We start from the raw sequence: 21,922 nt of genomic DNA on the forward strand, positions 1-21,922 counted from the left end.
GATGCTGTCCTGCCAGGGTCGGGTTGTGTTCCCGAGGCAGGGCGGTGCCGTCGGTTATCCCTGCCTCGAGGAGTCGCTCATGGAACTGGATCCCGTGCTTCTGTCACGTATACAGTTCGCCTTCGTCGTATCCTTCCACGCCATCTTCCCCGTCTTTACCATAGGGCTGGCGTCCTATGTCGCTGTCCTGCATGGACTCTTCTACAAGACCGGCAATCCCGCCTGGGATCGACTGGCCGCCTTCTGGGTCAAGGTCTTCGCCGTGGTCTTCGGCATGGGCGTGGTCTCCGGGATCGTCATGGCCTTCCAGTTCGGAACCAACTGGAGCAACTTCAGTCAGGCGACGTCCAATTTCCTCGGCCCCATGCTGAGCTATGAAGTGGTCACCGCCTTCTTCCTGGAAGCCGGCTTCCTCGGGGTGTTGCTGTTTGGACGTGGCAAGGTGGCCGAGGGGGTTCACCTGTTCGCCGCCATCATGGTCGCGGTGGGCACCTTCATCTCGGCCTTCTGGATCCTGTCCACCAATAGCTGGATGCAGACCCCCGCCGGGGTGGAAATGATCGACGGCCACTTCAGCGTCACCAGTTGGGGCGAGGCCATGTTCAATGCCTCCTTCCCTTATCGCTTTGCCCACATGGCGCTGGCTTCCTTCCTGACCGGCGGCTTCGTGGTGGCCGGCGTCAGCGCCTGGTATCTGCTGATCGGTCGCGACGTCGAGGCCAACCGCAAGGCCCTGTCCATGTGCATGTGGCTGTTGCTGGTGCTGGCGCCGGTACAGGCGGTGGTCGGCGACGCCCATGGTCTCAATACGCTTGAGCATCAGCCGACCAAGGTGGCGGCGATGGAGGCCAACTGGGAGACCCAGTCCGGGGTGCCCCTGCTGCTGTTCGCCTGGCCGGACAAGGAGGCCCAGGAAAATCACTTCGAGATCGGCATTCCGCGCCTGGCCAGCCTGATCCTGACCCATGACCTGGACGGCGAGGTACCCGGGCTCAAGGAGGTCCCGGTAGAGGAGCAACCACCGGTGTGGTTCGTGTTCTGGTCATTCCGCGCCATGGTCGGCATGGGCATGCTGATGATCGCTGTGGCCTTCACCGGCCTGTGGTTGCGCCGTGGCGGTCGCCTGTACAAGAGCCGCCCCTTCCTGCAGACGCTGAGACTCATGAGCGTGGCGCCCTTTATCGCGGTGCTGGGTGGCTGGTTTGTCACCGAAGCGGGCCGCGCGCCCTGGCTGGTGTACGGCATGATGACCCAGGCCGAGGGGGTGACGCCGTCGCTCAGTGGCTGGATGGTGCTCGCTACCCTGATCGGCTATGTGCTGGTCTACGCGGTGGTGTTCCTGACCGGGGGCTACTACCTCACCCGGGTGGTGCGCCAGGGCATGCTGGCCGAGGAGCCCCACGACGACGAGGTCGAGACGGCCAAGCGACCGCTGTCCGCCGCCCACGCCACCCTCGAGGCCGACGCCGGCCGCCAGTTCGGGAGTTGATGACATGGAATTGATCAACCTTTCTGCCATCTGGGCCCTGATCATCGGGTTCGGCGTGATGATGTACATCCTGATGGATGGCTTCGATCTCGGGGTGGGTATCCTCTACCCCTTCGCCCCGGACGAGCACGCCCGGGATGTGATGATGAACTCGGTAGCGCCGATATGGGACGGTAACGAGACCTGGCTGGTGCTCGGCGGGGCGGGACTTCTGGCGGCCTTTCCGCTGGTCTACACCATCCTGCTGCCGGCGCTCTATCTTGGGGTCTTCCTGATGTTGGCCGGCCTGATCTTCCGTGGCATCGCCTTCGAGTTCCGCTTCAAGTCGGTTCGTAATCGTCACTGGTGGAACCGCGCCTTCTGCTGGGGCTCGATGGTCGCCACCTTCTGTCAGGGGGTCGTGGTCGGCGCCTACATCGAGGGCTTCGAGGTCGCCAACAATGTCTACGTGGGCGGTCCTTTCGACTGGCTGACGCCTTTCACCGTGATCACTGGCCTTGCACTGATGGCGGGCTATGCGCTGCTGGGGGCGACCTGGACGATTTTGAAGTCCGAGGGGCAGGTGCAGGAATGGGCCTACCGCATCACGCCCAGGCTGCTGGGACTGGTGCTGGCGGGCTTTGCCGTGATCAGTATCTGGACGCCGTTCGTCGACGACTTCGTGCGTGAGCGCTGGTTCGGCCACCTGACACTGTTCTGGGTGTTCCCGGCACTGGCGTTGCTGTGCGCCGCCATGGTGTGGCGTTCGGTGGCCCGTCGCCGTGAGGGCCAGCCGTTCGTGGCTACCCTGGGACTGTTCTTCTTCACCTACCTGGGGCTGGTGGCCAGCAAGTGGCCCTACCTGATCCCGCCGGACATCACCCTGTGGGATGCCGCCTCGGCTCCGGAGAGCCAGCTGTTTCTGCTGCTCGGGGTGCTGTTCGTGATCCCGGTGGTACTGGGCTACACCGCCTGGTCCTACTGGGTGTTCCGCGGCAAGGTAAGAGGGGGCGGCTATCACTAAGTCGTCTGGTGCTGAGTCGTCTCGTCCTGAGTCGTCTCGTTCTGAGTCGTCTCGTTCTGAGTCGTCTCGTTCTGAGTCGTCTCGCGGCGAGGCCACCAGGGCGCGGCTGTGGCTCGACCAGCACACCGGGGCTCAGCGTCGTCCGCTGACCCTGGCCGCGGCCTTCGCGGTGCTGGCAGGACTCGCGGGTGTGGTCCAATGGGTACTGCTGGCCAAGGTGCTGGTACTGGCGATCGAGGGTGAGCGTTCCCTGAGCCAGCTATGGCCCTGGCTTGTCTCTCTACTGGGGTTTCTGGCGCTGCGTGCCGGGGCTGGCTTTGCTCAGGAGTGTCTGGCCCAGCGAGCCAGCCAGCGCCTTCGCCGCGCGGTACGCCACGAGTTGCTCGAGCATCTGTTTGCGCTGGGACCGGTGCGTGCTGGTCGCCATCACAGTGCCGGGCTGGCCCATCGCCTTGTCGAGCAGGTCGAGGCACTGGACGGCTACACCTCACGTTTCTGGGTGCAACTTCGGGTGGTGATGGTGGTGCCGCTGGTCATCTTCGCCATCATCGCCTGGCACAACTGGCTGGCGGCGCTGCTGCTGGCGATCACCGCGCCGCTGATTCCCTTGTTCATGGCGCTGGTGGGCATGGGCGCCGAATCGCTCAATCGCGACCAGTTCGCGGCGGTGACGCGACTGTCCGGGCACTTCGTCGATCGGGTGCGGGGCATCGCCACCATTCGACTGTTCGGTGCCGGCGACAGGGTCACCGACGAGGTTGCCCAGGTCGCCGACGACTATCGCCGGCGCACCCTGAAGCCCTTGCGACTGGCCTTTCTGTCATCGGCGGTGCTCGAATTCTTCTCCTCGGTGGCGATTGCGGCGCTGGCCATCTACATCGGCTTTGGCCTGCTCGGGGACCTGCCGCTGGAGGTGGCCGATTCGCTGACGCTGGCCAGTGGCCTGACCATCCTGCTGCTGGCCCCGGAGTTCTTTCAGCCGCTGCGCACACTGTCCCAGCACTACCACGACCGTGCCTCGGCGCTGGCCGCCGCCCAGGCCCTGACGGAACTGCTCGATGAACCCGTCGATCCGTCGCGAGTGTCGCCCGTCTCGGCGCCTGGCACCGCCGAAAGTCCCGCTTCTTCAGTGTTGTCCGGTGGCCAGCTTGCGCGGCTCGAAGGCGCCTGCCTGGATCACCCTGGGCGTGGCCGCGTGCTGGGTCCGCTGGACTTCCGGGTGGACACCGGTGAAGTGGTGGTGATCAGCGGCCCATCGGGTGCCGGCAAGTCGAGCCTGCTGGCGATGCTGGCGGGGTTTGTCGGGCCTGGCGAGGGGACGCGCCAATCGGCACCGGGCATCGCCTTTGCCTGGATGGACCAGCGCCCGCTGCTGATCCAGGGCAGCCTCGCCGACAATCTTCGCCTGACGGCACCGAACGCTGGTGATGACGACCTGCGTACAGCGCTCGAGCAGGCGGGGCTTGGGACGCTGGTCGCGGCTCTGCCCGAGGGACTCGATACCCGGATCGGCGAAAATGGCCTGGGCCTGTCCGGCGGGCAGGCCCAGCGCCTGGCGCTGGCTCGGGTGTTCCTGAGTGATGCCGCGCTGGTGCTGCTGGACGAGCCGACGGCGAGTCTGGATCGAGAGACCGAAGCGGTACTGATCCGCGGCTTTCGGCGTCTGGCCGGCCAGGGCCGGGCGCTGGTCATCGCCAGCCACCACCCGGCCATCCTGGCGATGGGGGACCGGCGTGTGGAGCTGCTCGATGGGCGAGTCACCGCGAGTGGAAGGGAACAGCAAGAGGTGGCCGATGGCGTTGTCGACTGAGCGCACGGATACGGGATTCGCTGCGGCGATTGCCAGTCTGCGTCCGTGGATCGAGGTGCATGCGTCGTTTCGTCGGCGCCTGGTGCTTGGCGTGGTGCTGATGGTGCTGACCGCGCTGTCGGCGCTGGGGCTGCTGGCGGTGTCGGGCTGGTTCATCACCGCCAGCGCGCTGACCGGCGCGGCCTTGGCCGCGGGTATGGCGGCTACCCTGGACGTCTACACCCCCGGGGCGGGCATTCGTCTGTTTGCGGTGTCCCGTACCGTGTCACGCTACGTCGAACGCCTCTACAACCACGACACCATCCTGCGACTGCTGGCACGCCTGAGGGCGCGCTGCTTCTCGGGCCTGGTGGTGATGGACGGCGCCAGCCTCGGGGCAAGGCGATCCGGCGACTGGCTCAACCGTCTGACCGCCGATATCGATACCCTGGACGCGCTTTACCTGCGGCTGCTGGCGCCGGCGGCGATGGCGCTGGTGCTGGGGGCGGCGCTGGTAGCGTTGGTGGCGGTGTGGCTGCCCCAGGCCGCGCTGGTGCTGGGTGTCTTGCTGCTGTTCGGCTGGAGCTGGCTGACCCTCGGACAGGCCCGCCTGGGCCTGGCGGCCTGTCGTCGCCGCGTCGCCGGGCTGGAGCGACTGCGCTCAGCCATGATCGAAACCCTTGGCGGTCTGAGTGAACTCGAATCCTACGGCGCATTGGCGCGCCGCCGTGGCGAGCTTGAAGCCCTCGAGGACGAGCTGCTGGCGGCCCAGTGGCGACTGTCACTGATCACCGGGTTTGGCAATGTTCTGACGACGCTGGTGATGGGGGGCGCCTGGTGGCTTGTATTGATCGGTGGCCTCGCCGCCTTCGGCAGCGGCCAGTTGGGCGCCGCCGTGCTGGTGATGTTGCCGTTGGCCTCGCTGGCCCTGGCCGAGGGGTTGGCAAGCCTGCCCGCCGCCTTCACCCAGGCCGGCGCGAGTCTCGCCGCCGCCGAGCGGCTCAACGCTATCGACCAGCAGCGTGCAGCGCCAGTACAAGCCTCAGACACCACCCGAGCTGTTGCAGTGCACGCTGCGCCTCGAAGCGGGACCGCCGAGTGTGGAGGGCTGGAGGTCTGTGCTACGTCGCTGAGTTTTCGTTATCCGCAGGCGCTCGATCAGGCGCTGTCGCCCCTGAGCTTCCGGCTGGCGCCGGGGGAGAGGGCCGCGATCTGTGGCCCCTCAGGCAGTGGCAAGTCGACGCTGCTGGCGCTGCTTGCCGGGGAGTTGCGGGGCTACCAGGGTCGCTTGACCCTGAACGGCCAGGCGGTGGAAGCCCTCGACACGCAGTGGTTGAGCAGCCAAGTGGGCTGTCTGACCCAGCGGGTGGAGCTGTTTGACGCAAGCCTTGCCGAGAATCTGCGTCTGGGCGCCCCCGAGGCGAGCCCGGAGCGGCTGTGGCAGGCGCTTTCTGCGGTAGACCTGGCCGACTGGGCGCAGGGTCTGCCCGCTGGGCTCGAGACACGCGTGGGGGAAGGGGGACGACAGCTTTCCGGCGGCCAGGCGCGACGTCTGGGCCTGGCGCGTCTGTGGCTGACCGATCCCGCCCTGGTGGTGCTCGATGAGCCTTATGCCTCGCTGGATGCGGCCACCGCGCAGCGGGTGGCCGAGGGCATCGGCCCCTGGTTGGCCGCACGCACGGTGCTGATGCTGGTGCACCATCATGATCCCGACTCGCCGTCGCCCGGCATGGAGCACATCCCCAGGGTCATCGACATGGCGGCCGGTACGCCATGGCAAGCCGGGGGCGAATGCGTCACCATGTGAACGACGACACCTGATTTCTACGGTTCGATGCCACAGGGCCAGACACCATGACCGACGACTTTCTGACCCGCCTGCCCAAGGCGGAACTGCATCTGCACATCGAGGGTACGCTGGAGCCGGAGCTGATGTTTGCGCTGGCCGAGCGTAACGGGGTCAGCCTGCCTTACGCCGATATCGAGGCGGCCCGACAGGCTTACGACTTCAGCGACCTGGAGTCCTTTCTCGATCTTTACTATCAGGGCATGAGCGTGCTGGTCCGCGCCCGGGACTTCGAGGACCTGGCGATGGACTACTTCCGGCGCGCCGCCGCCGAGGGAGTGGTGCATATCGAGATGCACGTGGACCCCCAGGCCCACCTGTCCCGTGGCGTGGCGCTGTCCGAGGTGATGGAAGGCCTGACGGCCGCTTGTGCCAAGGCCCGCTCCGAGCTGGATATTTCCACCGCCATGATCCTCGCCTTTCTGCGTGATCAGCCCGCCGCCGATGCCATGCAGCTGCTCGAGGACAGCACGCCCTGGCATGACCACTTCAGTGCCGTGGGGCTGGACAGCGCTGAGCGAGGCAATCCGCCGAGCAAGTTCCAGGAGGTCTTTGCCCGGGCGCGGGAGCTGGGCCTCGAGCGCGTGGCCCACGCAGGTGAGGAGGGGCCACCGAGCTATATCCGCGAGGCGCTGGATGAGCTTCAGGTGTGTCGCATCGACCATGGCGTAAGGGCGATCGAGGACGTCGAGCTGATGGAGCGGCTGGCCGACGAAGGCACCGTGCTGACGGTGTGTCCGCTGTCCAATGTGCGCCTGAAAGTGGTGGAACGGCTCGAAGATCATGGCCTGCCGACGCTGATCGACGCAGGACTGGTGGTAACCATCAACTCCGATGACCCGGCCTACTTCGGCGGTGGCATGCGCGACAACTTCGCCGCCTGTCAGCGGGCCTTCGGCTGGTCCAACGAGACCCTCAAGTGGCTGGCCGGCAACGCCATCGAGGCTGCCTTCATGGATGAGGAGAGGAGGCAGGCGCTGAGACAGCGGCTGGTGGAATCCTAGGGCTTGTCTGAAAACTGCCTGCGCTCGGTAATACGGCGTTAAAAATCGGATCAACATGCTCATTTACACCCCGTAAACTGCGCTTTCTCACCGATTTTTGCCTTGTCTAACCATCACTCGTCGACTTTTCCGACAGCGCCTAGGCCTTGCCGTAAAAGTGCCTGCATTCGCCGACGTTTCAGACAGTGCCTGACGCCGGGACTGGCACGTCAAGCGCCGCCTTGCCCCTTGTCGGGGGAGGCGGCGCTGGCGTTTGCAGGGGGCTATTGGTGATAGTACCGGGTCAGGCCTGGCCCGGGGCTGGATCAGGACTGGATCAGGGCAGAGCAGGTACCGTGACCACTGGCTGCTCTCCTGTCAGGGCATGCAGGAAGCTGACCAGCCGTTCGACGGTCGCTTCATCAAGCTCCCGCTTGAGCATCTGCTCGCCCATGATGGGCACGACGTCTTCAAGCGTCTCGGCTGAGCCGTCGTGAAAGTAGGGGTAGGTCAGGGCGACATTGCGCAGTGACGCCGTCCTGAAGGCCTGTCGATCGCTTTCCTCGTTGGTGACCGCGAAGCGCCCGAGATCATCTGATCCCGGCACCTGGATCGGGTGGAACAGGCTGTCGCTGAAGTTGGCGCCGCGGTGACAGCTGATGCACCCGACGTCCACGAAGTCCTTCATGCCGGCCTTCTGCTGATCGGTCAGGGCAGCCTCGTCACCGAGCAGGTAGCGATCGAGCGGAGCATTCGGCGTATTCAGCGTGCGCTCGAAGCTGGCGATGGCGTCGGCCAGGTTGCCGGAGGACAGCGGGGCCTCGTCGGCGGGAAATGCCGTCTGGAAGTGATCGGAATATCCGTCGACGGCGGAAAGGCGGGCAAGGGCGCCGTCCAGATCGTGGGCCATCTCGATGCTGTTCTGGATAGGACCCAACGCCTGGCCTTCCAGGTCGGGTTCGCGACCATCCCAGAATTGTGAGCCAAGAAAGCCCGAGTTGAGCACGGTGGGGGAGTTGCGTTCGCCTGTCTGGCCATCGTGGCCGACCGCCGTCGGCAGTCGATCCGTCCACGCCAGGGCCGGGTTGTGACAGGAAGCGCAGCTGATGTTGCTGCTCTTTGACAGCCGGGGTTCGAAGAACAGCATCTTGCCAAGCGCTACCTTCTCAGCGGTGAGGCTGTTGTCGGCGGGGATGGGGGGAAGCGAAGGTAGCGGGGTGAAATACTGCCGATAGTCCTGTTGCTCGGCGGATTCGGCGCTGGATTTTGTTGCCGCTGGATACTGGGAGGCGACGGCCATGCTGCAGGCCAGAAAAGTGCCGGTTAAAAGAGTGCCGGTCAAAAAAGTGCCAGTCAATAAAGCGCAGGCAAGAGCAGGGGGACGGTTGCTGGGCCAAGGTCGCATCATGTATTCCCTTCGTTGCGTCACGGTATGCCGTCTGGGCGGGCGACCTGGGGCTGCCGTTTTTCGGCGAACGGCATGGGGTAAACCAGTATCGGCACAGGTCGACGACGAATCCCGATGCTCAAGGCGTGCTTGTTGTCACCAGATGGCACTGAGGCTTGCCCGCGCTGGTGTTAGTAATAGGTGATCCTGTGTGGGCTGCGGCCGCTTTTCGGGCAACGGGCGGTGTGGAAGATTGCTGAGGCATGTTGTCGAAGCGAAAGCGTCGGAATTTGAGGCGTTTTCGGCGTGATCGCCGACCGAGGCGAGGAAGAGGTTGAACAGGCCCAGGCCGTTTCTTTCAGTACACTTGGGGGCGCTTCGGCGCGCCCTTCGCTACCGGCGAAGCCCTCGGTGACACGCAAAAGAGGCGCCCGTCTCTGGTAAAAATCCCAGGGCGCCTCTTTTTTGGTCTGGCGGTTGGTCTGGCAGGTGTTGTGGCTGGAGGGCCGGCGTGCATGAGCCGGCATGCATCAACGGGCGTGCAACACCAGAAGCCGTGTATCAGCCTTGTTGGCGATTGGCCTCGCGCGCCGCTTCCCTGGCGCGTCGCTTGGCCTCGCGACGCTCTTCCATGCGTGCCACCGCGTCGGCACCCAGGTGGGCCTCGCCGCGCTCCCGGGCGAGGCGCATCTGGCGCTCACGCTCGGCGAAGCGGGCCTTCTGCTCGTCGCTCAGGCGGTCGTAGCAGCGCGGGCAACAGACGCCTTTTTCATAGTACTCGCTCTGCTTGTCCTGCTCGGTGATCGGCATGCGGCAGGCGTGACACTGGTCATAGCGTCCCGGCTTGAGGTCATGGTCGACGGTGACCCTGTCGTCGAACACGAAGCACTCGCCACGCCACAGGGTCTTGTCCTTCGGTACGTCCTCCAGGTACTTCAGGATGCCGCCCTTGAGGTGGTAGACGTCCTCGAATCCCTGCTCCTTGAGGTAGGCGGTGGACTTCTCGCAACGGATGCCGCCGGTACAGAACATCGCCACCTTCTTGTGGCGACTCGGGTCCAGGGTCTTCTTCACGTACTCGGGGAAGTCGCGAAAGGCGCTGGTGGCCGGATTGACCGCGCCCTCGAAGGTGCCTACCTCGACCTCGTAGTCGTTGCGGGTGTCGATCAGCAGAACCTCGGGGTCCTGGATCAGCTCGTTCCAGTCCTTGGGGTCCACGTAGGTGCCGACGGTATGGCGCGGGTCGATGCCCTCGACGCCCATGGTCACGATCTCGCGCTTGAGCTTGACCTTGGTACGCATGAAGGGCGCACGTCGGGTCAGCGACTCCTTGGTGTCGAGCTCGGCCAGGCGCGGGTCGGCGCGCAGCCAGGCGAGCACCGCGTCGATGCCCTGGCGGGTGCCGGCGACGGTGCCATTGATGCCTTCACGGGCCAGCAGCAGGGTGCCGCGCACCTGATGCTCGAGCAGGGTGTCGAGCAGCGGCTCGCGCAGCGCCTTGTAGTCGTCGAGGGTGACGAACTTGTACAGCGCGCACACCACCAGGGTGTCTGGACCAGAAGTGGCGGTTTCGGTGGCTGTGTCAGGGGATGAAGTATCGTGACTCATGGTTGTCCTCGTGCGAGCCGGAGCGTAAATCCGGAGCAGCGTTGGCAGCGTGTGGTATTCAAGGCGCGCATTCTAGCGCACTCGCCGAGGAATTTCCCGGCCAGCCATCCACCCCATGCAAGCGCCGGTCGCCGGCGCCTGTCGTCGGGTTCTTCAGGTCTGGCGGCGGTGCTGCAGGCGTCCCCCCGCCCAGGTCTCGTAGATGGCGCGGTCGTCCCCCAGCATCATCAGGGTGAACAGCTCCTCCGCCAGCGACTGGGTGCGCCCCATGCGTCGAGCCAGCAGCGGCGAGGCGAACAGGTCGATGACCACGAAGTCGGCGTCACGACCGGGGGTCAGGCTGCCGATGCGATCGTCCAGTGACAGCGATACGGCGTTGCCTCGGGTCAGGTCATGAAAGCCTGCCCAGGCGGTCAGTGGTGTGCCCCTGAGCTGGCCGACCTGATAGGCCGCCTTGAGGGTGGCAAGTCCCGACAGGTCGGTACCGGCGCCGATGTCGCTGGCAAGCGTCAGATTCAGCCCCTGGGCCCGGGCGCCGGCCCGGTCAAACAGGCCACTGCCGAGAAACAGGTTGGAGCTGGGACAGAAGGCGATGTTGGCGCCGCGCTCGGCCAGTCGCGCACGCATCTCGTCGTCCAGGTGGATGCCGTGGGCAAAGGTGCTGCGCGGCCCCACCAGCCCGGATTCCTCGTAGACCGCCAGGTAGTCGCGGCTGCCCGGAAACAGCTCGGCCACCCAGTCGAGCTCACCCAGGTTCTCCGACAGGTGGGTCTGCAGCCACAGGCTCGGATCATTGCGCAGAAGGCCACCGGCGGCGTCGAGCTGGGCGCGGGTGGAGGTAGGCGCGAAGCGTGGGGTGACGCTGTAGCCGAGACGCGCGGTGCCGTGCCAGTCACTGATCAGGCGCTCGCTGTCGCGGATGCCGCCGTAGGTGTCGTCGGTGAGCGCTTCGGGGGCATGGCGGTCCATCAGTACCTTGCCGGCCAGCATGCACAGGTCGCGGCGTTGGGCCGCGCTGAAGAAGGCGTCGGTCGAGGCCGGGTGGCTCGAGCAGAACACCTGGGCGGTGGTGGTGCCTACCCGCATCAGTTCGTCGAGGAAGACGTCGGCCATCTGCTCGGCGTGTTCGCGCTGGGCAAAGCGACATTCCTCGGGGAAGGTGTACTCGTTGAGCCAGTCGAGCAGCTGGCGTCCGTAGGAGGCCATGATCTCGAGCTGCACATAGTGCACATGGCTGTCGATGAAGCCTGGCATCACCAGCTTGTCGCGGTGGTCGATGACGCTGGCGTCGGCGGGCAGGTGGGGGGCGAGCTCGGTATAGTCGCCCACCGCCTGGACGACACCCTCGGCCCACCACAGCACGCCGTCGGCGAAGTAGCTGACGCTACCCTCGAGCGGGGTGTCGCCGTCACCGGGATCGGCGTTGAAGCTGAGGATGCGCGCGCGCATGACCCAGCTCGATGAGCAGGGGCCGCCGGCGGGACTGGTGGAGGCGCCGGCGGAAGTTCCGGAGAAAGCCTCGGGCTTGGGCGCGGTGCTGGCAGAGGCGTTAAGGGTCTCGGTCATGGGGCACTCTTTATCGGGTCGTCGCTTATAGGGTCATCGCGTCATCGCACTGTGGCGGTGACGTTGTGGTCAGGGGCGGCTGGCCTGGCGGCTTGATCAGGTGGCAGGCGCGGCGGCCAGGGAGGCAGACGCCTGGCGCTACCCGGCCAGACGGGTAACGGCCGGGCCAGGACAGGTTCAGGAAAACAGGCGTCGTACCTCTGCGCTTTCCAGGCCGCGCAGCGCGTCGCGACGTGCCCCCTCCGGCCTGGGGCTTGCCAGTGGCAGCAGCTCGGCCAGGGCGGCCAGGGCGACGGCGTAGGGCGTCTTGTCGCCGCCGGAGTCGCCGATCGGGCAGCGCACGGCGTCGATGCGATCTTGCGGGATGCCGGCACGCTCCAGTCGCCCGCGGAAGCTGGCCCACTTGCTGCGCGAGCCGATCAGCCCGATCGAGGCCATGTCGCCGCGCCTGAGCAGTGCCTCCACCAGGGCGTAGTCCTCGGCGTGGTCGTGGGTCAGCACCAGCACGTGGCTGCCGCCAGGCAGCGACTCGGCGCTGGTGTTGCAGTCGTCCAGCCGGTGGTGGTGCTGGCCTGGTGCCGGGTTGAGCCCGCTGAAGGCGTCCTCGCGGCTATCGTACCAGTCGAGTCGCCAGCCAAGCGGCGCCGCCAATGAGGCCACCGCGCGGCCCACGTGGCCGGCGCCGAACAGCGCCAGGCGCGTGGCCGTACCGAGATCCGTTTCGAGCAGCACGTTGACGAAGCCGCCGCAGCACTGGCCACTGCGGCCACCCAGCGAAAAGGCCTCCATGCTGAGGCCGGCCTCACCGCGCTCGAGGCGTTCCCGGGCGCAGGCGATCAGTTGCCATTCGAAGGTGCCGCCGCCCAGGGTGTCGATGATGGCGTCGGCGGTGATCACCATCCTGGCGCCAGGCTCACGTGGGGTCGACCCCTGGCTGGTCACCTGGGTGGCCAGCACATGGGGCAGGCCGGCGCGTCGGAGGCGGGCCAGGGCGTCGTACCAGCGCTCGCCGCTCATGGGGTGCCTCCTGCACGACTCTCATTCACCCAGCGTGCCAGGCGTGCCGCCGCCATGACCCGCTCAGGTGTTGCCGGGGTGTCCAGCCGTACCGCCTGGCGGTAGTCGGTGAGGCTCGCCAGGGCGTCGCGCAGCGCGCACCACACCGACATCCCCAGCATGAAGGGCGGCTCACCCACCGCCTTGGAGCGGTAGATGCTGGCCATGGAGTTGGGGTGGCCCTGCATCAGCTCGACGTTGAAGGTGGCCGGCAGATCGCCGTAGGCGGGGATCTTGTAGGTGGCCGGGCCGAACGAGGTCAACTGGCCCCGCTCGTTCCACTTCAGTTCCTCGCTGGTCAGCCACCCCATGCCCTGGATAAAGCCGCCTTCCACCTGGCCCACGTCGATGGCCGGATTGAGCGAGTCGCCCACGTCGTGGAGGATGTCGACCCGATCCACCTGGTACTCGCCGGTGAGGGTGTCCAGTGCCACCTCGGCGACGGCGGCGCCATAGGCGAAGTAGTAGAAGGGGCGTCCGCTGCCGCTGGCCCGATCGTAGTGGATCAACGGCGTTGCGTAGAAGCCTTTCTCGGACAGCGACACCCGACCCAGGTAAGCGTCCTGGATGAGCTCGCCCCAGGCGATACGTCGTTCGCTGCCACCGATGCCGGCGATCAGCTCGCCCTGTTCCAGACGCATGTCCTGACGGTCGAGCTGGTAGCGTTCGGCGGCGAAGTCGAACAGCCGCGACTTCAGCTTGCTGGCCGCGTCGCGGGCCGCCTGGCCGTTCAGATCGGCCCCGCTGGAGGCCGCCGTGGGTGAGGTGTTGGGCACCTTGTCGGTACGGCTGGCGCTGATGCGTACCGCTTCGAGATCGAGCCCCAGCTCGCGGGCGACCACCTGGCACACCTTGGTGTGCAGGCCCTGGCCCATCTCGATACCGCCGTGATTGATCATCACGCTGCCGTCGGTGTAGACGTGCAGCAGGGCACCGGCCTGGTTGAGGTGCTGGGCGGTGAAGGAGATGCCGAACTTCACCGGGGTCAGCGCCAGGCCCCTGCGGATGACCGGGCTGTCGGCGTTGAACTCGGTGATCGCCTGGCGCCGGGACCAGTAGTCGCTCGAGGTCTCGAGCCGCTCGATCAGGTCATGCAGCAGCGTGATCTGGTCCACCGTCTGGCCATAGTGGGTCTGGTCGCGGCCTTGGCGATACAGGTTGCGCTTGCGCACCGTCAGGGGATCCTCGCCCACGCGGCGGGCGATGTCCTCCATGGCGGCTTCGATCACCATCATGCCCTGGGGACCACCGAAGCCACGAAAGGCGGTGTTTGACGCGGTGCTGGTACGGGCGCGATGACCGGTGACCCGAGCCTGGCCCAGTGAATAGGCGTTGTCGGCGTGGAACATGGCGCGGTCGACGATGGCTTCGGACAGATCCGGCGAGTATCCGCAGTCGCCGATGACGGTGATGTCACCGCCCTGGATCACGCCCTGTTCATCGACACCGAGCCGATAGCGGTTGTGGAAGGGGTGGCGCTTGCCGGTGACCTTCATGTCCTCGGCCCGGGGCAGGCGAACACGGCAGCTCTTGCCGGTGCGGCGGGCGATCAGCGCCGCCAGGCAGGCCCAGGGCGAGGCCTGGGTTTCCTTGCCGCCGAAGCCGCCGCCCATGCGGCGTACCTCCACGGTGACCGCGTGGAAGGGGATGCCCAGCACCTCGGCGATCAGCTTCTGGGTCTCGCTGGGATGCTGATTGGAGGTGTGGACCATCACGCCTTCGTCTTCGGTGGGGTGGACCACGCAGGCCTGCCCCTCCAGATAGAAGTGCTCCTGGCCACCGACGAACTGCTCGTCCTCGATGACGTGTGTCGCGCCGGCCAGGGCGGCCTCCCAGTCACCGCTCTGCTGGCGGTGGGTCGGGCGCACCACGTCGCCGGCCTCGGCGGCGGCCACTGGGTCGAGGCTCGCCTCGACCTCATCGATCTCCAGGCGCGCCTTCTTGACCGCCTGACGCGCCGCACGATGGCTGGTGGCGGCGACGCAGAAGATCACCTGGCCGGCGTAGAGTACCTCGCCGTCGGCCATGATCGGATCGCCGGGAAAGACCGGGCCGATATCGGTGTGGCCCGGGACGTCGGCGACGCTGATCACGTCGACCACGCCCGGGGCGCTGCGCACGGCGGACAGGTCCAGCCCGGTGATGCGTCCGCTGGCGACCGGCGAGAGTCCCACCGCCAGGTGCAGCGCGTCCGCCGGCAGCGCCAGGTCGTCGATGTAGGCGGCGCGCCCGGTGACGTGCTTGACCGCGCTTTCGTGGCGAGCGGCGCTGCCCGAGAAGCCCTTGGCCGCCGGCGCGTGGCGGGGAGTATCGGCAGTATCGCTGGCCGCGGAGGCAGGTGTGGTCAGATCAGTGAGCGTACGCATGGAGCATCACCTCCTGGGTCGGGTGCTGAGAGTCCTGGGATGCCGCGTCGGCGACGACCAGGCGCAGGCGTTCGATCAGTGCAGCGGCGGCGTGCCGACGATAGTCGCTGCTGCCACGCACATCGCTCATGGGCTGAAAGTCTTCGGCCAGCGCATCGATGGCGGCGGCGAACCGCTCGGGTGAAGGGGCATGGCCTTCCAGTGCCGCCTCGGCGCCGGTTGCCCGGGCCGGGATCGCAGCCATGCCGCCGAAGGCCAGGCGGACCTCGGCCAGGGCGCCGTCCTTCAGGGCCCAGCTAAAGGCACCGAGTACCGCCGAGATGTCGTCCTCACGCCGTTTTGACAGTTTCCAGACCTTGAGCTGGCGGTCAGCTGCCAGCGTCGGCAGGAAGATCGCTTCCAGGCACTCGTCCGGCGCCAGGGCGGTCTTCTTGTAGTCGATGAAGAAGTCCGCCGCGGCGAGTTCGCGACTGCCGCCGGGTCCGGTCAGGCACAGGCAGGCGTCGAGTGCCAGCAGTACCGGTGGGGTGTCGCCGATGGGCGAGGCGTTGGCCACGTTGCCACCCAGGGTGCCGCGGTTGCGCACCTGACCAGAGCCCAGTCGATGCAGGAGGTGATGGAAGGCGGGATAGCGCTCGGCAAACAGCGGTTCCAGTTGCGTGTAGGTGACGGCAGCACCGACCCACATCCCTGGTCGACCGCTGGCGTCGTGGCCCGCTTCCAGCACCTTGAGCTGTTCTACCCGGGTGACATCGATGACCTCGGCGAAGTCCGCCAGATTCTGGGTGACTTCGAGCCAGAGATCGGTGCCGCCGGCCACCAGGCGGGCGTCGGGGTGGCGGGCGCGCAGTTCGACCAGCTCATCGAGGCGGCGCGGCTGGTAAAAGCCGCTGTGGGTAGCAGGCTCACCCACATTGGTGGCAAGCGTTTGGGCAAGGGCGTCATCGTCGAGCCATTCGGGCCGGAAGCCCGGGGTGTCGCCCATGGCCAGGGCGGCGTCGCGGATCGGGCGATAGCCGGTGCAGCGACACAGGTTGCCGCCCAGCGCCGCTTCCAGTCGCTCAGGCGTCAGTGGCGCGGGCCGCGCGCGGTCATCTTCATGAAGGGTGAACAGCGACATGACGATACCCGGGGTGCAGAAGCCGCATTGGCTGCCGTGGTGTTCCACCATGGCGGCCTGGCAAGGATGCAGCTCGTCCCCCCGGGACAACCCCTCGACGGTGACCAGGTGGCGTCCATTGAGCTGGTGGGCCGGCATGATGCAGGCGTTGGCGCTGTGATAGCGCAGGTTGCCGTCGGCATCGGGCTCGCCGATCGCCACGGTGCAGGCACCGCAGTCGCCGGAGGCGCAGCCTTCCTTGGTGCCGGTCTGGTTGAGGCGCTCGCGCAGCAGGTCGAGCACGCTGAGGTGGGCCTCGGCGTCGACGCGCCGTGGCCGCCCGTTGAGGAAGAACTCGATCATGGTCAGGTCCGCTTATGTTGTCGTTGTCGTCGTTGATGTCCTGGTCGATGTCCTGGTTGCAGGCTGAGCCGAGTGGTTGTCAGCGAGTCGGTACCAAGGGGCATCGCCATGGCAAGGGGGTAACTTCATTCTTGACCAATCGGTCAGCTTCTTCAAGTCACGCCGTCGAGTTTTTTTCGGTGCCCGCCGCGAGTTCCTGTCGGCGACCACAGCAGAGGCCTCAAAAGCTGCCCCTCACAGCCGCTGTCGTGCCAGGCTAGCTGCTTTGCCCAATTGCCAGAGCGGTGGGGTTCAGGCACTCTTTTCCTCCTTGCCGACCCACCTGCAACCGGCGGTGGCGGGCGATTCGACGATCGGGATAACCATGGGCTCACAGCTTGATGACACGGCGCTGAAGGCGCCGCTGGAGGCGGAGGCTGGTGCCATTCGCCAGCGTAACGAACGCGACATACTCGACGCCGCCGAGCGAGTGTTTTCGCGTCACGGCTATCGAGGCGCCAGCCTGAAACTGATTGCCGAGGAAGCCGGGCTGCCCAAGTCCAATGTTCTCTACTACATGGGCAGCAAGAAGGCGCTGTACGTTCGCCTGCTGGAAGGGGTGATGGAGCGCTGGAACATGATGCTCGACGATATCTCGGTGGATGATGATCCCGCCGAGGTGCTCAGTGCCTTTATCCGCTCGAAGATGGAGATGTCTCGCCGCCACCCCGAGGCCTCGCGCCTGTTTGCCGGCGAGATCCTTCAGGGCGCCCCCTTTCTGCAGGACTATCTGCGTGGCGAGTTGCGTGACTGGGTCGAAAGCCGTGCCGAGGTGTTTCGTCAGTGGGCCGAGCGCGGCCTGATGGACCCGGTGGACCCGGTATCGCTGATCTTCCTGATCTGGTCGGCGACCCAGCACTATGCAGACTTTCAATCTCAGGTCGCCGGCATCACCGGCCACGACGACTTCACCGATGACGATATGCAGCGTGTCACCGATTTTCTGACCCAGGTGGTATTGAAGGGCTGTGGGGTGGTGTCGGCGCCACGGGGCTGAGGCCCGGTGGCGCTTGCTTACGCTATTGCGCCGTCACCAGCATGATCGCGGACAGCACCGCGGACACCCACATGGCGGGTTTGATCTCGGTGAACTTGCCGGTGGCCAGCTTGATCAGCACGAAGCTCATGAAGCCGAAGGCGATGCCCAGGGTGATCGAGTAGGTCAACGGCATCAGGATGATCGCCAGAAAGGCCGGGAAGGCCTCCTCGAAGCGTCCCCAGTCGATCTTGCCCACCGGGGCCATCATGAACAGTCCCACCAGCACCAGCGCCGGCGAGGTGGCGATGCCCGGCACCAGCGACAGCAGCGGCGACAGGAACAGAAACGGCAGGAACAGCAGCGCGATCACCAGCGCGGTCAGGCCGGTGCGCCCGCCCTGGGCGACCCCTGCGCCGGACTCGATAAAGGTCTGGGCGGCGCTGGTGCCCAGCGGGGCGGCGATCATCGAGGCGAAGGCGTCCACCGTCATCGAGCGCTTGAGATTGCGCGGGTTGCCCTTGGCATCCTTGAGCCCCGCGGATTCCGACAGCGCCATGAAGCACGACAGCGCATCGAAGAAGTTGGTGAACAGCATCACGAAGATAAAGGGCAGGTAGGCGACCTTGAGAGCCCCCAGCACGTCGACCTGACCCAGCGCCGAGAAGTCCGGCCAGGCGGCCAGTCCCTGCCATGCCACGACCACCTCGTCACCCCACAGACGCCCCATCGGTGCGGCCAGCAGGGTGGTGGTGGCGATGCCGAGGATCAGAGCACCGTTGAAGCCGCGGATGACCAGCACCGCGGTCACGATCAGCCCGATGAAGAAGGTGGCGAGGCTAGCATCCAGGCTGCCCAGGCTGACCAGGGTGGCGGGGCTTGCCACGATGAAGCCGGCGTTCTTGAGGCCGATAAAGGTGATGAACAGGCCGATACCGCAGGTGATGGCGTAGCGCAGCGACGGCGGAATGGCGTCGATGATCGCCTCGCGGACGTTGAACATGGCCAGTACGGCGAACATCACACCGGACCAGAACACGCACCCGAGTGCGACCTCCCAGGACAGACCAGCCCCCAGTACCAGGGTGTAGGTGAACAGGGCGTTCATGCCCATGCCGGGCGCCACCAGGATGGGGTTGCGCGCGTACAGCGCCATGGCCAGGCTGCTCAGAAAGCTGATGACCACCGTGGCCGATAGCGCCGCCGAGAAGGGAATGCCGGCGTCCGACAACACCGCCGGATTGACCACGATGATGTACATGCCCGCCAGAAAGGTGGCGATCCCGGCCAGCAGCTCGGTCTTCAGCGAACTGCCCCGGCGGCTGACGTTGAAGTAGCGATCCAGCCAGGCAAGCCGGCCGACGGCGTCCTGGCTGGTTTGATCCGGAGTACCGTCGTCGCCGTCTGGGCGACTCGCGCTGGCTGCCGGATGACGGTCGCGCGGTGAAAGCGTGGACGTGGTCTCGCTCATCTCAGGGTCCTCTTGTCGTTGTAGTGGCCGCTGTCGATTGTCTGGGCGATGCCGCGACGGGCGTCGCGCTAAAAACCTGACCTTTCGGTCAGCTTGAAGAGCGTAGACAAAAACGTCATCTACTGGCAACAAAATGTTGTTGGTGGTGTATACAAGCCAGACCTCGGGCGGGTGGCTGCCGCCGGGCCCTGGGGGAGCGGCGTGCTATCATCGGCGACGCATTGCTGCCTTGCTTGTGCAGTCCAGTACAGCCCAGTTCAGTCCCGTCCCGTCCCGCCCGAGGAGCCTCCGAGCCGATGTCTTCACCGCCCAGCCTGCCCATCGACGCCCGACTGCCTCAGCTCACCGTAGCGCTCGAACAGCACAACCGGGCGCTGCTGGTGGCCGAGCCCGGGGCCGGCAAGACCACCCGGGTACCGCTGGCCCTGCTGGACTGTGACTGGTGCGGTGGCGACGATGGTCGCGGGCGTCTGCTGCTGCTGGAGCCTCGTCGGGTGGCGGCGCGTCTGGCGGCGGGCCATATGGCCGAGCTGCTGGGCGAGCGGCCGGGCGAGACGGTGGGATACCGCATGCGTGGCGAGAGCCGCGTCGGCCCGACGACTCGCCTCGAAGTCGTCACCCAGGGCGTGCTGTCGCGCATGCTGCAGCATGACCCCATGCTGGAGGGGGTCACCGGCATCCTCTTCGACGAGTTCCATGAACGCAGTCTGGAGGCCGACCTGGGGCTGACGCTGGCCCTCGACGTCCAGCAGGGGCTGCGCGAGGACCTGCGCCTGGTGGTGATGTCTGCCACCCTGGACGTGGCCGCCATGCAAGGCGTGCTGGGACAGGACGTGGCGGTGATCGAGTGCCCGGGGCGGCAGTATCCGGTCCAGACGCTGTATCGGCCGCTGTCCCAGCGCGCCTCGGCGGAAGAGCAGCAGGGCCGGGTGGTCATGGAGGCGCTGCAGGCGTCCGATCCTGTGTTCCATGGCGGGGATGACGATGCCAGGGTTGGTGGTGATGCTGCTGGCGACGTGCTGGTGATCCTGCCTGGTGTTGTCGAAATCGAGCGTCTCGGGCGCTGGCTGGGCGAGCGGCTGGAGGATATCGCGATACTGCCGCTGCATGGACGCTTGCCGCTCGAGCAGCAGCGCGCTGCCCTTCGTCCTGACCCGAATGGCCGGCGTCGGGTGGTCCTGGCCACCGCCATCGCCGAGTCCAGTGTCACCGTGGATGGCGTGCGCAGCGTGGTCGATGCCGGATTGGAGCGGGTGCCGGTGTTCAGCCCGCGTACCGGGCTTTCGCGTCTCGAGACCCGCCGTGTCAACCGAGCCAGCGCCGATCAGCGGCGTGGGCGGGCAGGTCGCCAGGGGCCTGGACGCTGCTATCGGCTGTGGGCGGAAGAGCAGCCGCTGCCGCCCCACGCCGAGCCGGAGATCCACCAGGCAGACCTGTCCGGCCTGGCCTTCGAACTCGCGCGCTGGGGCGTCAAGGACGTGTCCGCGCTTGCCTGGGTGACTTCGCCAGGGACAGCGGCCCTGGATAGCGGGCGTCGGCTGTTGCAGTCCCTCGGGCTGGTCGAGCCTGATGGCGGCTTGAGTTCGCTGGGCCGGGCAGCCGGACGCTGGCCGGTGCATCCCCGGCTCGCCGCCATGCTGGAGCGAGCCAGCCGCGCCGGCGAGGCGTCGCTGGCTCTGGCCTGTGCCCTGGCCGCCTGGCTGGAAGGTCGTCAGGGCGCCTCACGGGAGCCGGATCTGGAGCGGGTGTTCGTACCGCTGCTGTCGTCGCCGAGGCCAGATCCTGCCTGGCAGCGGGAGGCCCGGCGACTGTGCAAGCGCGCCGGGGTGGCGCTGGACAAGGCCCGTATGGGCGAGCCGCGTGAGACAGGCGAGCCGGGCGCCTCAATAACCTTGGGCGAGCTTCTGCTCTGCGCCTACCCCGACCGTGTCGCTCAGCACCTTTCGCCCGGACGCTTTCGCCTGCGTGGCGGTGGCCTGGTGACGCTGGCAAGCGATCACCCCCTGGCCCACGCGCCCCTGCTGGTCGCGGTGGACCTGGACGGTCGCCAGCGTGAGGCCAGACTCTATCGCGGCGTACGGATCGAGGAGGCGGCGCTGCTGGCGCATTTTCCTGAACTTTTCGACTGGACCGAGCGGGTCGCCTGGAACGCATCGGCGGGGCGCTTGGAAGGCGAGCGGGTACGCGCCCTCGATGCCGTGGTGCTGGAGCGCAAGCCCCTGGCAGGACCGCCGAGTCGAGAGGCGAAGCGCCGGGCGCTGCTCGACGCCCTGGGGCAGCGCGAGGCGCTGCCGCTGGACGAGGCGGCAGAACAGCTCAGAAGACGGGTAGCGCTGTTGCGACGGGCGCATGATCCCCAGTGGCCGGAGCTTGACGACGCCAGCCTGATGGCCGAGCTCGAGGACTGGCTCGGTCCGCATCTGGACGGCCTGTCGCGGCTCGATCAGGTGCTGGCGCTGCCCTGGGAACGGCTGTTGCGCGAACGTCTGCCGTGGCCGTTGGCGGGCCAGCTGGACGAGCTGGCACCGCGACGGCTGGCGCTGCCAAGCGGTGACAGCGCGGCCTTGCGCTATGAGCGTGAGGTCGACGACGGCGACGAGCACGGCACGCGTATCGTGCCGGTGCTGGCCGCCAAATTGCAGACCCTGTTCGGTTGCGAAGCCACACCCTGTATCGTCGACGGGCGGGTGCCGGTACGCCTGGAATTGCTGTCCCCGGCGCGGCGGCCGCTGGCGACGACCATGGACCTGCGAAGCTTCTGGCGCAACGTCTACCCCGAGGTGCGCAAGGAGAACCGCGGCCGCTACCCCAAGCACCCCTGGCCAGAAGATCCGCTTGCCGCCGAAGCGACCATGCGCACCAAGCGGCGCGGGCGCTGAGC

At 66.6% G+C, this 21,922-nt stretch carries 14 protein-coding genes; 7 read left to right on the plus strand and 7 right to left on the minus strand.

The features are described 5' to 3' along the window. Positions 1-79: 79 nt before the first annotated feature. The 5 genes from EBB56_RS14485 (at position 80) to EBB56_RS14505 (ending at position 7,131) form a co-directional block, all read left to right on the plus strand. Positions 80-1,489: a cytochrome ubiquinol oxidase subunit I gene (locus tag EBB56_RS14485; RefSeq protein ID WP_108133772.1), complete on the plus strand. Its 1,410-nt coding sequence runs from the start codon at positions 80-82 to the stop codon at positions 1,487-1,489. Positions 1,490-1,493: 4 nt separating this feature from the next. Beyond that, positions 1,494-2,492 carry a cytochrome d ubiquinol oxidase subunit II gene (gene cydB, locus EBB56_RS14490; protein ID WP_108133771.1) on the plus strand — a complete coding sequence of 333 codons (999 nt, stop codon included), beginning with the start codon at positions 1,494-1,496 and terminating at the stop codon, positions 2,490-2,492. Between the two features lie 145 nt (positions 2,493-2,637). Further along, positions 2,638-4,302 carry a thiol reductant ABC exporter subunit CydD gene (gene cydD, locus EBB56_RS14495; protein WP_260425379.1) on the plus strand — a complete coding sequence of 555 codons (1,665 nt, stop codon included), beginning with the start codon at positions 2,638-2,640 and terminating at the stop codon, positions 4,300-4,302. Then, positions 4,286-6,088, plus strand: coding sequence for a thiol reductant ABC exporter subunit CydC (cydC, locus tag EBB56_RS14500; RefSeq protein WP_124804687.1), 1,803 nt, complete (start codon positions 4,286-4,288; stop codon positions 6,086-6,088). Before cydD ends, cydC begins: the two co-directional genes overlap by 17 nt. 47 nt (positions 6,089-6,135) lie before the next feature. Next, positions 6,136-7,131, plus strand: a complete 996-nt coding sequence (locus EBB56_RS14505) for an adenosine deaminase (protein ID WP_124804688.1) — start codon at positions 6,136-6,138, stop codon at positions 7,129-7,131. Between the two features lie 316 nt (positions 7,132-7,447). Here EBB56_RS14505 and EBB56_RS14510 read toward each other — a convergent pair whose 3' ends face one another. The 6 genes from EBB56_RS14510 to xdhA form a co-directional block, all read right to left on the minus strand. Continuing rightward, positions 7,448-8,410, minus strand: a complete 963-nt coding sequence (locus EBB56_RS14510; protein WP_124804689.1) for a cytochrome-c peroxidase — start codon at positions 8,408-8,410, stop codon at positions 7,448-7,450. A gap of 648 nt (positions 8,411-9,058) precedes the next feature. Further along, a complete protein-coding gene (locus tag EBB56_RS14515; protein WP_124804690.1) occupies positions 9,059-10,105 on the minus strand; it encodes a rhodanese-related sulfurtransferase in 1,047 nt (348 codons plus the stop codon). Between the two features lie 153 nt (positions 10,106-10,258). After that, positions 10,259-11,554 carry a guanine deaminase gene (guaD, locus tag EBB56_RS14520; RefSeq protein ID WP_124804763.1) on the minus strand — a complete coding sequence of 432 codons (1,296 nt, stop codon included), beginning with the start codon at positions 11,552-11,554 and terminating at the stop codon, positions 10,259-10,261. Between the two features lie 294 nt (positions 11,555-11,848). After that, positions 11,849-12,688 (minus strand): xanthine dehydrogenase accessory protein XdhC, encoded by an 840-nt coding sequence (gene xdhC, locus EBB56_RS14525; protein ID WP_124804691.1) that lies wholly within the window; start codon positions 12,686-12,688, stop codon positions 11,849-11,851. Then, entirely contained in the window at positions 12,685-15,093 is a 2,409-nt protein-coding gene (gene xdhB / locus EBB56_RS14530; protein WP_124804692.1) for a xanthine dehydrogenase molybdopterin binding subunit, read from the minus strand. Before xdhB ends, xdhC begins: the two co-directional genes overlap by 4 nt. Next, the gene (gene xdhA / locus EBB56_RS14535; protein WP_124804693.1) at positions 15,077-16,555 is read right to left on the minus strand and encodes a xanthine dehydrogenase small subunit; all 1,479 of its coding nucleotides are present in this window, start codon (positions 16,553-16,555) and stop codon (positions 15,077-15,079) included. The genes xdhB and xdhA overlap by 17 nt, the downstream gene beginning before the upstream one ends. A 364-nt stretch (positions 16,556-16,919) precedes the next feature. Between xdhA and EBB56_RS14540 the strand changes: the two genes are divergently transcribed. Continuing rightward, positions 16,920-17,591: a TetR/AcrR family transcriptional regulator gene (locus EBB56_RS14540; protein ID WP_108447849.1), complete on the plus strand. Its 672-nt coding sequence runs from the start codon at positions 16,920-16,922 to the stop codon at positions 17,589-17,591. Positions 17,592-17,613: 22 nt separating this feature from the next. Here EBB56_RS14540 and EBB56_RS14545 read toward each other — a convergent pair whose 3' ends face one another. After that, positions 17,614-19,041: an NCS2 family permease gene (locus tag EBB56_RS14545; RefSeq protein ID WP_240184142.1), complete on the minus strand. Its 1,428-nt coding sequence runs from the start codon at positions 19,039-19,041 to the stop codon at positions 17,614-17,616. 296 nt (positions 19,042-19,337) lie between these two features. Here EBB56_RS14545 and hrpB point away from each other — a divergent pair, with 296 nt between their 5' ends. Further along, positions 19,338-21,920 (plus strand): ATP-dependent helicase HrpB, encoded by a 2,583-nt coding sequence (hrpB, locus tag EBB56_RS14550; protein WP_124804694.1) that lies wholly within the window; start codon positions 19,338-19,340, stop codon positions 21,918-21,920. The last annotated feature ends 2 nt before the right edge of the window (positions 21,921-21,922 follow it).

This window comes from Halomonas sp. YLB-10 (assembly GCF_003856855.1).
GTDB classification, from domain to species: domain Bacteria; phylum Pseudomonadota; class Gammaproteobacteria; order Pseudomonadales; family Halomonadaceae; genus Halomonas; species Halomonas litopenaei.

Coding starts and splice junctions, on each gene's coding strand:
- EBB56_RS14545 (WP_240184142.1), bottom strand. CDS start 19,041: ATGAGCGAGACCACGTCCACGCTTTCACCGCGCGACCGTCATCCGGCA.
- xdhA (WP_124804693.1), bottom strand. CDS start 16,555: ATGATCGAGTTCTTCCTCAACGGGCGGCCACGGCGCGTCGACGCCGAG.
- hrpB (WP_124804694.1), top strand. CDS start 19,338: ATGTCTTCACCGCCCAGCCTGCCCATCGACGCCCGACTGCCTCAGCTC.
- EBB56_RS14485 (WP_108133772.1), top strand. CDS start 80: ATGGAACTGGATCCCGTGCTTCTGTCACGTATACAGTTCGCCTTCGTC.
- EBB56_RS14540 (WP_108447849.1), top strand. CDS start 16,920: ATGGGCTCACAGCTTGATGACACGGCGCTGAAGGCGCCGCTGGAGGCG.
- cydB (WP_108133771.1), top strand. CDS start 1,494: ATGGAATTGATCAACCTTTCTGCCATCTGGGCCCTGATCATCGGGTTC.
- xdhC (WP_124804691.1), bottom strand. CDS start 12,688: ATGAGCGGCGAGCGCTGGTACGACGCCCTGGCCCGCCTCCGACGCGCC.
- xdhB (WP_124804692.1), bottom strand. CDS start 15,093: ATGCGTACGCTCACTGATCTGACCACACCTGCCTCCGCGGCCAGCGAT.
- EBB56_RS14505 (WP_124804688.1), top strand. CDS start 6,136: ATGACCGACGACTTTCTGACCCGCCTGCCCAAGGCGGAACTGCATCTG.
- guaD (WP_124804763.1), bottom strand. CDS start 11,554: ATGCGCGCGCGCATCCTCAGCTTCAACGCCGATCCCGGTGACGGCGAC.
- cydC (WP_124804687.1), top strand. CDS start 4,286: ATGGCGTTGTCGACTGAGCGCACGGATACGGGATTCGCTGCGGCGATT.
- EBB56_RS14510 (WP_124804689.1), bottom strand. CDS start 8,410: ATGGCCGTCGCCTCCCAGTATCCAGCGGCAACAAAATCCAGCGCCGAA.
- EBB56_RS14515 (WP_124804690.1), bottom strand. CDS start 10,105: ATGAGTCACGATACTTCATCCCCTGACACAGCCACCGAAACCGCCACT.